The organism is Gilvibacter sp. (assembly GCF_965601605.1).
GTDB lineage: Bacteria > Bacteroidota > Bacteroidia > Flavobacteriales > Flavobacteriaceae > Gilvibacter.
The window spans coordinates 25825-40423 of record NZ_CBFCWJ010000012.1; the positions used below are offsets into that span (position 1 = coordinate 25825).

Genomic DNA, 14599 nt, shown 5'->3' on the forward strand with positions numbered 1-14599 from the left:
TGTCTTAATTGATGTGTTACAGAATTAAGCTACTTTCTTCCTGCTTTTTGCTACTTCCTTTTGTTTGTAATCACTGGGGCTACCGGTTTCAACGAATATTTTTAAGTCTTCAAGAACACCACTCACCGTTTTATTGAGCTGCATTTTCATCATGGGTCCCATAATGGCACCTTTAAAACCTTTGGTTTGCATTTTCAAGTGCATGCACACAAGCGTATTGCTTCCTCTTCTTTCCAGAGTCCATGTGTTAACCGCAGTAGTGATAAACCCAGGAAAGCCCTTCACAACTTCATAGGCTAACACATAATTATTCGAGTCGAATTTTTTGATGTCTTCCTGAATCGTTCCAAAACCAGGAACTTCACAGGTTCTGTTGCTGCATGGTGCCCCATCAAGCTTTGGTTTCCCAGAACCTTCGGAATGAGTCAAGCCTCTTGCCCATTTGTAGGCGGTAGTAAATTGATTGCCCAAAACCTCCCATACCTCATGAATTGGCTGGTTGATTAGGATTTCTTTTTTTATTTCCATTCTGTCTAAATCTTTAATTTGCCCTTTGGATACAGAATTCCATCAGGTGTTACAAAACGGAAAATAAAAAGCCCGTGATTGCATAAATCACGGGCTTTTTTACAAGTGTAGGCCAGTATTAGTTTAGCTCAAAAAAATCGAGTAATTCATTGTTCCCAATAATTTCCTCCACGATGGTTTCTTTAGTAAAATCATCCTTAGCTGGAATATCTCGAAGTAACTCCAAGTGCTTTTTGTCTACAATATCTGCAATCAATTCACTATTCTGAAAAGCGTAGTCGCTTACTCTGGTTTTGTAACCCACATTGAAAAACTGTCGGTCTTCAGTGAGATAACCATTTTTGTGCATTGTCTTTGCTTTTTTGACACATCGGCAAGGGTTTTTAGGATTCATCAACCCACATTTTTTCTGCATAAAGTTGATCAACTCTTTTCTGGCTCTGTGCAGCTTTACTCTGTAATTAGCTTTGGACATTCCAAATATTTCAGAGCCTAAATTGTGGTCTACTCCAAAGGTTTCTCCCACAATAAATAAAAGCCTCTGCTCTCGGGTAAGACACATGATCATACCAGATAGACACCGATACCTGAGTTCCTTTGCCAATATCTCGTACTCCTTTTCTTCATTAGAGTCAAAAGTGGCGTTTTCAATGGAGTCAAGTCGTTCTCCTTGAAACTCAAAATCTGAGAATTGTTGTTCCCCTTTTCGTCGTTTAGAAAGCAAGAATTCGTTAAAAACAATACGATAGAGCCAGGTTCTAAATTGGCTCTCGAACTTAAACTGTGATAGCTTAGTGATCACCTTGATAAGAGCCTCTTGCGTTAAATCTTCTGCATCTTGAGGGTCAAAGGTGAACTTCCATGCCACATTGAAAATATAAGGCCTGTGGATCTCTATAAGCTGATTCAAGGCATCTTTGTTACCATCTAAAGAAGCCTTTAGCAGTTCTAAATTTTCTTCCTCTGAATATTTATCTCCCAGTTGATTCATATGATCTCTTTTCTTGTTAGATACAAGTGTTGGATAGGTGTTACAAAGTTTGTCTTGAGCTTTAACTAAGGGCTTTGTATTTGTTTCGTTGCTGACTAAAGTGCGACTGTGATCAATACACCTTTTTATAATCACTTCCACCATTCTTCACTATCACGTACTCCTCATCTTCTCCAGGAGCTCAATAAAATGATGTTCTGCGGCATCAATAAGATCATTGTCTCCAGCTAGTTGAGCAAGATTAACGGCCTCACAAAAATCTTTAAGTGCCAGATAGTACTCTTTCATATGACTGTGAAGAACTCCCCTGTCATAGTACAAACCACGACGTTGAGAATCTAACTCAATGGCAGCATTCAAATCGTGTTTTGCCTGATCATTATTGGCCGTCAAATAGTGCAAATGAGATCTCAAGGATAAAGCGCTGCAAATGTCTTCTCCATTCTGAATCATTTCGCTAAGGGTTTGAATACCCGAACTATAATCTTTAGTAGAAATAGCTTGAGAATAAACTTGCTTTGCTCTTCCGGATTCTTTGGTTATGATCTATAATTTGATTGGCTAAGGCAATTATCGCCTGTGTTAGCCGCTGGTTTTATTGCCAGGTCTAATCTTCTTTTCAGAGATTGACATTACGATACTCTTGGGTTGAGATTTCTTATCGATTAAAGCACTGTTCAAGTTTTCGGAAATTCCGACCGCTTCCCAGATCATACTTTGTATTTCCTCTTTCGGGAAAGATTGAAAGTCCTTCACGCTAAGGTGCCGGATTAACTTTCCTTTTCCATTTAGTTTGATACTTGTCTTTGTTAATTCCGCTCCGCGATTAAATCCAAAATTCACATGTCCAGAATAGATCGCAATATGACAGAAGGCATCTTTAAGTTTTTCTGATTTGGAATACGCCATTGCTACCGCATTATAGTTGTCCCAAATCAATTCATTTGCTTCCGGAACTAAATCAGTTATAAAATTCCGCAACTCCAAAGCTAGATTTTGAATATGCTCATCATAAGGTTCGATGAATTTTAGGAGTTGTGGGTTTGGTTTCATTTTTTTTAGCGAAGCTCAATTAGAGCCATTGTTACCAGGTTCTATTTTTTCGGTAGATACAATTTCATTGCTCCGATTTCTAATTCGTCTAAATGTCCCATTTTACTTTCGTCTTTTGTTATCAAGTGCATATGCAAAAATGAGTCGTGATGTGTAAATACCCCTTTGTGTTCGGTTGAGAAAAAACCAATTATTTCGGCATCTTCATTTTCAATATTGTAATTGGTCTGTCCTTGATGAGCTTCGGCTGGTGATGACACTTTTGTTCCTTCAGGTAAATTCTGAATGTGAATAATCGCACTTGAAACTTGTCCCATTAATTTAAAGGCGAAAGGTCTTTTAAACTCCCTTGTCCTGTCATCAATGAATCTCTCTAAACCCTGAATGGTCTTAACATCAGCTGGGAGGTCAATTTGATGCCATTGTGTTACGTTACCATAAACAAAGAAAGGTGCGGTAGTGTTAAACGTTCTTTCAACGATCATTGTGGAGTCTGACGTCACTTTAGACACGTAGCTCTTCCCGTTATTAATTAGCAACTCGCCTGTCAAGTAGCTAACAGGACCCAGTCCGTAGAGTCCAGTTATGTCTGAAACGGTATCAAGTTCAATGCTACCAGCTAATTCACCTTTCCACATAACATTTTTCATTGCACCGACAATTTTAATGTCTGAATAGGATTCTGTTTGTTCTGTGGTTTTCTCTTTCGATGTCGAGTTGCAACTTATCAATCCTATTGTCAGAAGTCCAATCGTTAAATGCTTCATGTTCATCTTTAACTTTCTCTTTTTCAAATTACCGCGAACGTTTAGTATAAGAGCAGTAGTGGATTTTAAACTGCTTTTCTTTCAGATAGCAAAATACTTAATTAAATACAAAACGGTTCAAGTTTACACCTAAACCGCTATTGCTTATACACGTTGTTGGCAATCGTTGAAATTAATTATTCAGAGAGCTTTTAATCGATATCATAAGTTAATCCAAAACCGAATTTGAACAATGGATTTTCACTATCATAAGGAACATCAGTCTTCTGATTCCTTACGGCCTCCATTGAAGAAGGTAATTCAAAGGGCAACTTCCCTTGTGGTGAGGTATTTCCAAAAAGTACTTCACAGACCGATTTATCACTTGCACCATAATTGGCGATTAATGCCGTTGCAGCGTTGGTAATTTCAGGAATTACAGCAGGTCTATCTAAATAAATGTCAACAACTGTAGGCACTTTATTTAATAGATCCAAAATCCTACTTTTTTCTTCACCTTTAAAATCTAAATCACCATGATGAAAACTACGTGCGAAAGGAACTTTAGAATCTGCAGGGTACCAAGGTGTGTTCAATCTAATGATTGCAAAATCAGCTTCTGCAGGAGAGCTGACGATGGTCGCATAATCGGCTACTGTGGTGCTATCAATATTTTCTATATAAACCTTGGTCTCTTTTTTCAAGGGTAACGTATTCTCCTTATTTTTAAGTAACGTCATTGATTCCTTTTGGCTTCTCTCGCCAAGTGCGATTGATTTCGGGTCTTGCAGTGTTTCTGCTACCTTAGATTCGTCTACAAAAGGATTCTCAAAAAGTCCAAGTTGAAATTTCTGTCGCAAGAGTCTGCGAACTGAAGCGTTTAGCCTCTCCTCATTTATTCGTCCTTCTTTTACCAGCTGCACCACCAATTCTGGTCGACTCTCACCTCCAAACTGATCTACGCCGGCATTTATGATTTTTTCGACACGTTCTAAATCACTTAAATGCTCTACACCCCAAGCACGTGCTTTCCATACAATCTCAGGTCCCATTGGTAAGTCAGTGATTAACCCCCAATCTGTGCAGACTACTCCATCATATTGGTACTTCTCTCTTAGTAATGAGGTGATTATCGCTTTATTATAAGACATGGCTACATCTTCATCTGTTTGTCCAACAGGGATACCATAGTACGGCATTATGGCAGAGGTATTAGCCTCAAAAGCAGCTTCAAAGGGGATTAAGTGATAATCAAAATTATCACCAGGATATATCTGTCCTTTCTGTATTGAAAAATGAGGGTCTAATCCTTCCTTTTGTGGACCGCCACCTGGAAAATGTTTCGTCATACACGCAATGCCGTTGCTTAGGCTCGTTGTTTGAAGTCCTTCTATGTACGGTTTGACTAGTCGTGCTGTAAGCTCCGCATCTTCGCTGAAGTTTCCGCTGATTCTGGCCCACCTTGGTTCAGTGGCCAAATCTATTTGAGGAAATAGTGCTTCTCGGATGCCTATAGCCATATATTCTTTACGTACCACATCGGCAAATTCTCTAACCAATTGAACATCATTTAATGCAGCAAAACCTGGTAGTTCACAAAATTGGCTAAAGCCATTAGCAGCCATCTGGATAACATTTTTACCTAGGTGATGTCTGGGGTCAGATGCAATTGTTACAGGAATCCCCAGCCTGTTTTTTTCCGCAATTAGTTGAACTTTATTATACCATTTAGCAAAAACGGCTGGATCGTCTGGTATACTCCAAATGTTGAAGTGATTCATCTTTAAACTATCTAAGGAAGCTGGAGTAGTCATCATACGAGCTGCAGGCCCGCTTCCAGGTTGATTAGGGTCACCATCCTCGCTTACAGGAGCTCCATTGATGAACATCATTCCTGCTTTTTCTTCCAACGTCATTTGGCTTAAAAGATCTTCAATTCGATCCTCTACATTGGACTTGGAGTCTTCATATAGGTCCAGTTTTCCATTGCTATTAAGATCTCTAAATTCGTTGCCATCAATCTTCACTATGACCTCAGATGTACGTGCAACCAATAGATCTAGTTTATTGACTGTTTTGGGCTGGCAGCTTGACAATAGGATTACTGCGATAGAAATATATAGGGTTGCTTTCATAATTTTTTAGTTAATTTGTCACTATGACATATTACAAATTTATGTCAATTTGTTAAATTGACAAAATAGAATCCCTAGTTTATTATACGAATGAATAAACACAAATCATTTTATGATCAAATAGAAGATTTAGTGCCTTCTATATCCATGGATTGTGTGGTATTTGGCTATCACCACAAAGGACTCCACATTCTGCTGCTTAGATATAAAAAAACAAATACATGGGCTTTGCCTGGCGGATTTCTTCCTAAGAATGCTACCATGGAAAATGCAGTAACCGATCTTCTATTTCAAAGAACTGGTGTAGAAAACATATTTTTACAACAGTTTCATACGTTCAGTTCTGTGAAAAGAGGATGGACCGATAGAGATGGGCGAAATTTTGAAATAATTAAAAGTTTGTGGCCACAAGAACACAAGGGGAAATTATCAAAATGGTTTGAGCAACGTTTTGTTTCCACTGCATTTATGGCGTTGGTAGATGCTTCAATTGTGAATCCCACTCCAGATGAAATCAGTGATGAATGCAAATGGATATCTCTTAATGAGCTACCAAATCTAGCCCTTGACCACCGACAAATAATCGAAGAAGCCCAAAGACATTTACGGCAAAAAATTAATTACATTCCTTTAGGCAGATCATTACTTCCTTCCAAGTTCACTATGTATGATCTGCAATTAATCTATGAAGCCATATTAGGTGAAGAGTTGGATAGGGGGAACTTTCAAAGAAAGATGATGAAGCTAAACTTTCTTGATCGGCATGAAAAGTTAATGACGGGGGCATCGAACAAAGCACCTTATCTGTACTCCATAAATGATAAGGTTTATGATCAGCTTATTAAAGATGGGATTGGATTCGGTTAATGATTGCCAACGGTTTTGTGTATGGCTCGTTGCGGGAAATCAGCTATGATTTTCCGCCGTAACTGAAAGATAGCAAATTGCAATTAATTCCGGTTAGGAATTCAGCCGCAATGAGCTATACACGGTGTTGTAAAAAGTTATGGGTGCAGGCAACCAACTTAATTATTTTTACGTCTTCTATAATAGTAACCAACCTTATATTATGAGTAAACGTTTATATTACATCGACTGGCTTAGGGTTCTTGCTTTTTTGACGCTTATTTTATTCCATTGTGCTGTTCCTTTTGTTGAGAATTATAATTGGGAGATTAATAATAATGAGACATCGCCTTGGATTACACGGATTATCTGGTGGACGCATCAATGGAGGTTACCTTTATTGTTTTTTATTTCAGGAGTAGGAGTTCGTTTTTCATTAAAAAGACGATCTGTCTTAACTTTTTTTGGTGAGCGCACATTACGTTTATTAATTCCGTTAATATTTGCGATTTTCTTTATTACACCATTTCAAGTTTATTTTGAATGGTTACAAAACGGAAGAATTGTTATGAGTTTCATAGAATTTTATCCTCAAGTTTATGAAATTGTACCTTATCCTGAAGGCCCTTTTACTTGGAGTCATATGTGGTTTGTTGCTTACTTATTTGTTTTTACAATTCTCTTGCTGCCCATTTTTTCTTTAGCAAAGTTTAAATGGTTTAATAAATTAAAATCATTTTTAAATCAGGTTTTTTGCTCTCCTTTTGCACATTTGTCGCTAGCAATTCCATTTATCTTGTATTTCTACATGCTATATATTGATTGGCCTGAACAAGGTAGTTTAATTGACGATTGGTTCGTTTTTGTTTCGTCAATAACATTTTATTTATTTGGATTCATTTTCAGCGCAATTAGTTCATTTTGGGAATCTTGTTTGAAATACAGGAAATGGTTTTTATCTATAGCACTTATCTTGGCATCGGTTTTGTTTTTTGAATATTATTGGAGTTGGGAAACAAACAAGCCTAGACTTCAAAATTCAAGTTTGTACTTATATGGATTACTTAATGGAATTCATATTTGGGTAATTATACTTGCTTCAATTGGCCTTGCAATGAGATACTTGAATCATTCTAGTATCTATTTGAATTATTTAAACACAGCTATTTACCCTTTTTATATTCTTCATCAAGCCATAATTGTTGTGTCTGGGTATTATGTCCTTCAATTGAAGATAAATATAGCTTTGAAGTTATTGCTATTGGTCATAATATGTATTACCACTATTTGGATACTATATCATTTTATTATTAGAAACACAATTATTAGTAGAATTCTATTCGGAATGAAATGGAAGAAAAAACAAGAATAACATAGAGGTGATTCCGTAATAATTTTTTACAACGGTCTTGTATATGAAAAGTAGCAGTTTATTTAAACTACTTTTCAGATTAAAACAAAGATAGCAGTTAAGAACTATACTTAAAGTTTAGCTCTTAACTGCTGTTTTTTATATACCGTGTTGGCAATAGTAATTCTTAGAATGGATTTGTAGCCCAAATTGTAACTTCAGGAATGAATCCTTTTTTTCTCATTTCTATAATTGAAACAATTGTATGTGCAACATCTTCTGAGCCCAATTTATTTGATTCTTCTTTCCGTTCTTGTCTGTTTGTATCGGCAAATGCTGTAGTTACTTCACTTGGATTAACTAAACAAACGCGAATATTATCTTTTCGTAATTCTGCTTGCCACGATTGTGTTATACCCCTTAGAGCAAATTTAGAAGATGCATAAACAGTACCTCTTGCAAATCCTTTTGAACTGGCTGTAGAACCAATATTTATAATATCTCCATAATTTTGCTTTTTGAAAAGAGGAAGAATTTCTTGTGTTAATAAAACTAAACCAAAGACATTTGTATTGTAAACATCCATTAAATTTTGTTCGGTTACTTCCCCTAGTAATGGAAATACACCAATTCCTGCGTTATTAATTAGGACATCAATTTTTCCTTTTAATAAGTTTACTGCTTCTTTTGCCTTTATAGGGATAGATTTTAAATCGCTAATATCAAATGGGAGAGGGATGGCACCCAACTCATTGGCTACTTCTTTTAATTTATTAGCATCCCGTCCGGTAATAACTACGTTAGCACCTTTCTCTATAAATTTTCTAGCAGTTTTTTTACCTATACCAGAGCTACCACCGGTAATAAGCACATTTTTATTCTGTAGTTTCATATTTACTTATTAACAGATAAAAGGTGTCCCATTTGTAATGCATCTTTTATCAATGACTCTTGAATTGGTGCAACTTTAGTATTATAATCAATTAAACCGTAATCAATTCCTGATACAACACGTTCTGCACGACTTCCCTTTTCAGATTCGACAAGTTCAGTAATACTGTCTGCTACTAATTGTGGATTGGGTGCATCATCTGTTGCATAAAAACCTTCGAAGTTTTTTAACATAGCGTATGGAACATCTTTGTGTTCTCCATAAGCGTTAAATACATCTTGATTTTCTTCTTTAGGACCTGTAAATAATAAGTTTGTGCCAAATGGACCAGGCTCTACTATACTGACTTCAATGCCAAATGGTGCTAACTCGTATCTCATAGCTTGTGAATAGGCCTCTACAGCGTGTTTGCTTGCACAATAAATTCCGAAATAAGGAAAAGTAAGTCTTCCTGCTAACGATGTTACATTTACGATTAGTCCGTCTTTTTGTTTTCTCATATAAGGCAGAACTGCTTTTGTTGTACGTAGAATACCAAAGAAGTTCGTTTCAAATTGTTCTTTTGCTTGTTCAATACTATAAGCTTCTGTAATGCCAACAAACATATAACCTGCATTATTTATAAGATGGTCAATTCTTCCATCAGTTTTGACAATTGTATTAATTGCTGTTATGACCGAATTATCATCATTTACATCCATATCAAGAACTGATATTTTTAGATTTTCTTTTTCAGCAATACTTAATAAATCCTCTTTTTTTGAAGCGTTTTTTGTTTCACTATTTCTCATTGTAGCCCATACTTTATATCCTTTTCGAGCTAATGTTAATGTTGTTAAATAACCGAATCCGCTACTACTTCCTGTAATTACTACTGTTTTGTTTTTTGAATTTCTCATTTCATTTGTTTTAAATTTTTTGTTATTAGACCAGTCTACTATTAAATGATAAAAAAAATTATAATATGTGTTTTTCTAGATATAGAATAAATGTTTCTATAGATTTTACATTTTTTGAAGATTTCATCCTTAATAATGCACCTTCCCACATTGTAAGGATTAAATCACTTAAAATCTTAGGAGATTCACTTATTTTAATATTCCCTTTAATTTGTCCTTCTTGAATACACTTTTCAAAGTATTTTTCCCAAGCATTCAATTCGTTTGCAATCGAAATGCTGAATGATTCAGAAAAATCAGATAATTCTGTACTACAATTTCCAAGTAAACAACCTTCTTTATACTCTTTAGCAGTATAGATATCTTTCATATCATTAAAAAAAGAAATTATTCTTTGTTTATTATTTTTAGAGTTATCTTCTAAATACCTTTTCAGTACAACTAAAGATTTTTCAGAATAATACTTGATTATTTGTAATCCAAAATCTTCTTTGCTTTTGAAGTAGTAGTAGAATGAACCTTTAGGAATATTAGCTTCTTTCAGGATTTTATTCAAGCCAACATTATGATATCCATTTTTTAGAATTAAATCAGTTCCAATTTCTAAAATACTTTCTACTGTTTCTTTTTTCATTATTTTAATATTAGACCAGTCGTCTACAAATGTAATAATAAATTTATAAACGAATAGTTTTTTTAGGTTTTTATTATTGCCAACGTGTTCGTGTATGGTTTGTTGCGGAAAAGTACACGATTTATTTTTCCGCAATGTAATAAAGTGAATTGTAAGAAAAGATCCTTCTCTTAGCCAGCAAACCGCAATTAATTATACACGTTGTTAGCATAAGTACTATTACAATCCAAATGTTTCTCCTTCATCGAATTTCAAAATTCTATCATCATTATATTCATAAAGTTTTTCAATAGGTTCTTTATAAATTGAAAATGTTTTATGGTGAACAGGTAAAATTACTTTAGGATTTAATGTTTGGTTAAAATTCATAAACTGACTAGCGGTAAAAGTATAAGGTCCACCAAATTTATCTAGTCCACCAGCACCTATATTTGGAATCACTATATCGGCCTTTCGACCTTTGATGAAAGTTCTCACCTTTTTATGATTAATAGTATCGCCTGTAACATATATCTGGATAATTGAATTGCTCTTTTCTATGGTCAACCAATAACCATTTACACTTCCCGCAAGTTTCGCAGCTATAAAATTGCTAGCATGAACACAAGGAACTGCTTCAATGGATACTTTGATGTTCTCATATTCAAATTTCTCCATCATTCCGCTTTTGAGATAGTCAACATTAGTAGCATAAATAAGTTTCAACCATCTCTTTAGATTAGAGTTTGCATATATTTTAGTAGAAGGTTCTATCACATTTAGCCCCTGAACATCAATGTGGTCTTCATGTGCGTGAGTTAAAAGCCAAAAATCTATGCCTTCAAAATCTTTCTTATCAAATTTTGGTTCAGTCCGTCTTTTAGCCTTAAAATATCTATGGTCTTGTATTGTATCTTTCTTACATAGAGTAGGGTCGCAAGCTATTTTTAGGTTATCAACTTTTAATATCCAGGTAGAAGCGCCTATCCATTTAAATGTTATATCAAAATCTTCCATATATTTGTTTTAGTTACTTTAAGTAACCAAAAATATGTTTTTAAGTACAGATATACAATAACTTACATATAGATAACTAATGAACAAAATGGTAACCAAAACTGATTTACAGCAAGTTAAGCTTAAGAAAAAAATTGAAAAATTTTATATTTCTACAGAACCTTTTCTCAAACAGGGCATTTGTCCAACCAAAAAACCTATTGTCTGCTTCTTTCGATAAATGGGGATTGTTCTGTATTTATAATCTTGGATATTACGAAATTCTCCGATTTTCAGAACTCAAAAAAAACATTGATGGTATTTCTGGAAGAATGCTGACTGTGACTTTGAAGAAATTAGAAGAGCATGGAATAGTTAAAAGGAAAGTGTATTCAGAAGCGCCTCCAAAAGTGGAATATGCACTTACCGATTTCGGTTTTGCCTTGTCAAACAAGTTGATAGATATTAGTTCTTGGTTCGTTGATAATTATAAAGTATTGAAGTGAGTTCTTGTATTTATGCTAACGTCCCCGTATACAAATAGTGCACAAACTTGACACGACCCATACGATCAGACTAGATTAATCTTTATTAAAACGGGGAGATTATAAATATAGCATAAACGTGCATTGTTTGTATGCGTTGTTGGCTAACGTTAGTTTTCTAATTCAACGTTCGTGTCAAAATGACGATTTAAAAACTCAAGTTCCTTCTCAAAATAAATAGCAAGTTCCTGTGTGTGAATTTTTTCAATCCATTTTGAAGAACTACACTGACCATATTCCAGTATCATTTTCCCATCCAAATTATAGTAAGAACCATAGATTAGATACTTACCGTTCAAGGTTGGCATTGCACTACAAGAATTCATGTAATAACCTTGAACTATTTCTTCTTTTTTTAAATCACCTTTGAACGTATTAATAATTTCAAACTCATAACATTTCTCCTCGAGTGAAATAGATTTTAATTCACCGATGAAAATTACATCAGTATATGAAAATTGTTCTCTAACCTCTGATTCATCCCACTCGTTCCAAAGATTTAAACAAAGACATGCAAAAGATTTTGGAATGTAGGCTAAAAGAAAAATAATTGTCAGAATCTTGTTCATAATGTTTGCCAACGGTATCGGGTATGAAACGTAGGGCATTTCGGAGCAGCGTACTTGTCCACCGAGACAAAGCCTGCTAAGTTCCGAAAACTTGCGGAATCCACTGTCCGCCCTATGTTTTATACCCATTGTTACCTGCTGGCTTTATTCTTTTTAATTCATATATGATACACGTTGTACCATCAAAATCTCTTTCTTCAACAAATTCAAATCCTAGTCTTTCGTAAAATCTTTGAGCTTTAATATTGGATTTCAACGGGTCAATTAAAATACCATCAACCAATTCGTTTTCAAAACATTTCTCAATAGCGAGATTCATCATTCTTGTTCCGTATCCCTTATTCAGATTATGTTCTTCTCCAATCCAAATATCAATAGCTCTTTTGTTCGGTTCAACTTCGCCCCAATAATGAGTTTCCTCCAATAGAGGGTCAATTATTTGAATAAATCCAATTGGTTCTTCATCTATTTCAGCTATAAGTTGTTCCCTCCATTCTGGACTTCGGTTAAGTTCTTTTTCCCAATCCCAATCGTCATCAGGGTCACAGTCAATCACGTGCTGTTTTGTGTCCCAATATTGAACCAAATCAAGGTCTTGTATGGATGCTGTTCTTAATTTCAATCTTCTGTTTCTTTTGCTTGCAGGTAACGGTCTCGGCTATGATTTCGTTGTGGAATCATCCGCAGGATTATTCCGCTTAGAAATCAGCCTTTGATTAATACTTTTATTTTGGAGTGGCACTAAACCACAATGAATTATAGCCATTGTTAGCTGCTGGCTTTATTATTTTTTTTATTCCTATGGTTTCTTATCCATAATTCAATAACCCCAAAATGTAATAGGAAACCAAGTAAAAATGAAATTCCCATTACTTCCTTTATGCTTTGCCCATTAACTACGATTCCTAGAATCATAATAATTCTAATAGTCGCTATAGATAGCGATATAAAAAAAATTCTTCGTACCCAATAACTATGCTCAATTACTTTCTTTGCTCTAATCGAAGTATAACCTTTGATTGTAGCGTACAAGATATAAGTGCCAAAAATCAAATTAGAAATTGTTTCCAAAATGTCACCAAATGGGAATAGCACTGCAAGTGAAATAGCAGATATAGAAACAATCAAGCTTATTAGCAAAAATACTTTTCCGACAAATCTGTGGGTTTGGATTCTTTTTCTTCTGAAGTATGGAATCAGTTGGTATGAACCTGTCAGTAAAAATATAATTCCAGCAATAACGTGTATGTACATTATTACAGGATTCTGGGCATAATGTAAATCGTGAGAATCTGGGTCGAAAACTTCTGGGTTTACTTTTGCTAGATGCAAATCACCTATTCTACCAATCGATTCTCCCAAGGCGAATAAAATCAATAGAGTCGAAATACCGATTAATATTTTTGTTGATATTTTGTTCATTCAGCTTGCAGCTAACGTCTTCGTATATGCCCTGTGCCAGCTAACCGCTAACCTGGGTTACACAAAAAATTAGTTTATTTAAAGCTACTCATTTTTTGTGTATAAGTAGCTGGTATGGGGTATATGCGTTGTTGTGCACTGTGCTTTTTTACTCGTAATACTCAACCTCGTATTTATAACTCTTTCCTGTCTTCACCTTGTAATCAATCCGAGCCAAATCTATTGTTAACTGTAATTCAGGATATAATCTCTTAAAGCTTTTCTCATAGTCTCCAACAACAATCGTTTCCGTCACTGAATCCTTGGAGTAAGTGAAAAACCTATTAACGGGTCCCTTGGCTTTTGAGTTATACTTAAAACTGCGAATTGGTCTGTTTAACTCGTCTAAGAAAATTGTGTCAATTAAAACGAGATCAGGTTTATCATTCTCTTTTAGAACTGGATTAAATTCCCACGATTTAGTGTTGGAAACTATAGTGTTCTTTTCATACTTAACCTCACGTATAAATCGCAAAAGTGAATCTGCTTCGTAGCAATGAAGGATTTCTGAATTAGTCACAGAGTCATACTCAATGGTCGAAAAAGAACGAACAATACGAGTGTCTGATTTCACATGCCAATCGTACTCTAATTCTAGTGTTTTCGAATTATTTACGAATCGATTTTCATGAATTTTGAAAACCTCAGACAAACTAATAGGATCAGGCAACCAAACGATAGTGTCTTGAGTAATTTCACCTTGTTGATTGAAATAAGTGGCTCTTGTTTTTATTAATGAATCATTGATATTCTTATACTCAACAATTGATTTAATACTCTGACCAAAACCAGTCACGCTTGTAAAGAAGATTGATATGTAAAGCAAGTATTTTAGCATAGTGCACAACGGTCTCGGCTATGATTTCGTTGTGGAATCATCCGCAGGATTATTCCGCCGAAATCCAGCCGTTTGATTTATACTTTTGTTTTGGTGTGGCACAAAACCACAATGAATTATAGCCATTGTTAGCCAC

17 protein-coding genes are annotated in these 14599 nt (G+C 35.1%); 3 read left to right on the plus strand and 14 right to left on the minus strand.

Annotation, left to right across the window (positions count from 1 at the left end; all coding sequences use genetic code 11):
- Positions 1 to 24: 24 nt before the first annotated feature.
- The 6 genes from ACSLP7_RS02655 to ACSLP7_RS02680 form a co-directional block, all read right to left on the minus strand.
- On the minus strand, positions 25 to 528 hold the full coding sequence (locus ACSLP7_RS02655) for an SRPBCC family protein (RefSeq protein WP_435577875.1): 504 nt from the start codon (positions 526 to 528) through the stop codon (positions 25 to 27).
- Between the two features lie 118 nt (positions 529 to 646).
- Positions 647 to 1519 (minus strand): RNA polymerase sigma factor, encoded by an 873-nt coding sequence (locus ACSLP7_RS02660; protein WP_435577876.1) that lies wholly within the window; start codon positions 1517 to 1519, stop codon positions 647 to 649.
- A 153-nt stretch (positions 1520 to 1672) separates the two neighbouring features.
- The gene (locus tag ACSLP7_RS02665) at positions 1673 to 1972 is read right to left on the minus strand and encodes a hypothetical protein (RefSeq protein WP_435577877.1); all 300 of its coding nucleotides are present in this window, start codon (positions 1970 to 1972) and stop codon (positions 1673 to 1675) included.
- 129 nt (positions 1973 to 2101) lie between these two features.
- The gene (locus tag ACSLP7_RS02670) at positions 2102 to 2572 is read right to left on the minus strand and encodes a hypothetical protein (RefSeq protein WP_435577878.1); all 471 of its coding nucleotides are present in this window, start codon (positions 2570 to 2572) and stop codon (positions 2102 to 2104) included.
- Positions 2573 to 2613: 41 nt separating this feature from the next.
- Positions 2614 to 3339, minus strand: coding sequence for an acetolactate decarboxylase (locus ACSLP7_RS02675; protein WP_435577879.1), 726 nt, complete (start codon positions 3337 to 3339; stop codon positions 2614 to 2616).
- A 191-nt stretch (positions 3340 to 3530) separates the two neighbouring features.
- Positions 3531 to 5453: a glycoside hydrolase family 3 N-terminal domain-containing protein gene (locus tag ACSLP7_RS02680; protein ID WP_435577880.1), complete on the minus strand. Its 1923-nt coding sequence runs from the start codon at positions 5451 to 5453 to the stop codon at positions 3531 to 3533.
- 90 nt (positions 5454 to 5543) lie between these two features.
- Between ACSLP7_RS02680 and ACSLP7_RS02685 the strand changes: the two genes are divergently transcribed.
- Complete coding sequence (locus ACSLP7_RS02685; protein WP_435577881.1) at positions 5544 to 6320, plus strand: NUDIX hydrolase; 777 nt, start codon at positions 5544 to 5546, stop codon at positions 6318 to 6320.
- Positions 6321 to 6522: 202 nt separating this feature from the next.
- Positions 6523 to 7671 carry an acyltransferase family protein gene (locus ACSLP7_RS02690; protein ID WP_435577882.1) on the plus strand — a complete coding sequence of 383 codons (1149 nt, stop codon included), beginning with the start codon at positions 6523 to 6525 and terminating at the stop codon, positions 7669 to 7671.
- Between the two features lie 166 nt (positions 7672 to 7837).
- On the opposite strand, the gene ACSLP7_RS02695 is transcribed toward ACSLP7_RS02690, so the two are convergent.
- The 4 genes from ACSLP7_RS02695 to ACSLP7_RS02710 form a co-directional block, all read right to left on the minus strand.
- Entirely contained in the window at positions 7838 to 8542 is a 705-nt protein-coding gene (locus ACSLP7_RS02695) for an SDR family oxidoreductase (protein ID WP_435577883.1), read from the minus strand.
- Between the two features lie 2 nt (positions 8543 to 8544).
- The gene (locus ACSLP7_RS02700) at positions 8545 to 9441 is read right to left on the minus strand and encodes an SDR family oxidoreductase (RefSeq protein ID WP_435577884.1); all 897 of its coding nucleotides are present in this window, start codon (positions 9439 to 9441) and stop codon (positions 8545 to 8547) included.
- Positions 9442 to 9499: 58 nt separating this feature from the next.
- The gene (locus tag ACSLP7_RS02705; RefSeq protein ID WP_435577885.1) at positions 9500 to 10075 is read right to left on the minus strand and encodes a TetR family transcriptional regulator C-terminal domain-containing protein; all 576 of its coding nucleotides are present in this window, start codon (positions 10073 to 10075) and stop codon (positions 9500 to 9502) included.
- A gap of 219 nt (positions 10076 to 10294) precedes the next feature.
- Positions 10295 to 11071, minus strand: coding sequence for an MBL fold metallo-hydrolase (locus ACSLP7_RS02710; protein WP_435577886.1), 777 nt, complete (start codon positions 11069 to 11071; stop codon positions 10295 to 10297).
- Between the two features lie 227 nt (positions 11072 to 11298).
- Here ACSLP7_RS02710 and ACSLP7_RS02715 point away from each other — a divergent pair, with 227 nt between their 5' ends.
- Positions 11299 to 11556 (plus strand): winged helix-turn-helix transcriptional regulator, encoded by a 258-nt coding sequence (locus ACSLP7_RS02715; protein ID WP_435578014.1) that lies wholly within the window; start codon positions 11299 to 11301, stop codon positions 11554 to 11556.
- A 149-nt stretch (positions 11557 to 11705) separates the two neighbouring features.
- Here the strand turns inward: ACSLP7_RS02715 and ACSLP7_RS02720 are convergent, their stop codons facing one another.
- From ACSLP7_RS02720 to ACSLP7_RS02735, 4 genes are all read right to left on the minus strand, one after another.
- A complete protein-coding gene (locus tag ACSLP7_RS02720) occupies positions 11706 to 12164 on the minus strand; it encodes a hypothetical protein (protein ID WP_435577887.1) in 459 nt (152 codons plus the stop codon).
- Between the two features lie 112 nt (positions 12165 to 12276).
- The gene (locus tag ACSLP7_RS02725) at positions 12277 to 12786 is read right to left on the minus strand and encodes a GNAT family N-acetyltransferase (protein WP_435577888.1); all 510 of its coding nucleotides are present in this window, start codon (positions 12784 to 12786) and stop codon (positions 12277 to 12279) included.
- A gap of 146 nt (positions 12787 to 12932) precedes the next feature.
- Positions 12933 to 13586, minus strand: coding sequence for a DUF2306 domain-containing protein (locus ACSLP7_RS02730; RefSeq protein ID WP_435577889.1), 654 nt, complete (start codon positions 13584 to 13586; stop codon positions 12933 to 12935).
- A 148-nt stretch (positions 13587 to 13734) separates the two neighbouring features.
- On the minus strand, positions 13735 to 14421 hold the full coding sequence (locus ACSLP7_RS02735) for a hypothetical protein (protein ID WP_435577890.1): 687 nt from the start codon (positions 14419 to 14421) through the stop codon (positions 13735 to 13737).
- Positions 14422 to 14599: the final 178 nt, after the last annotated feature.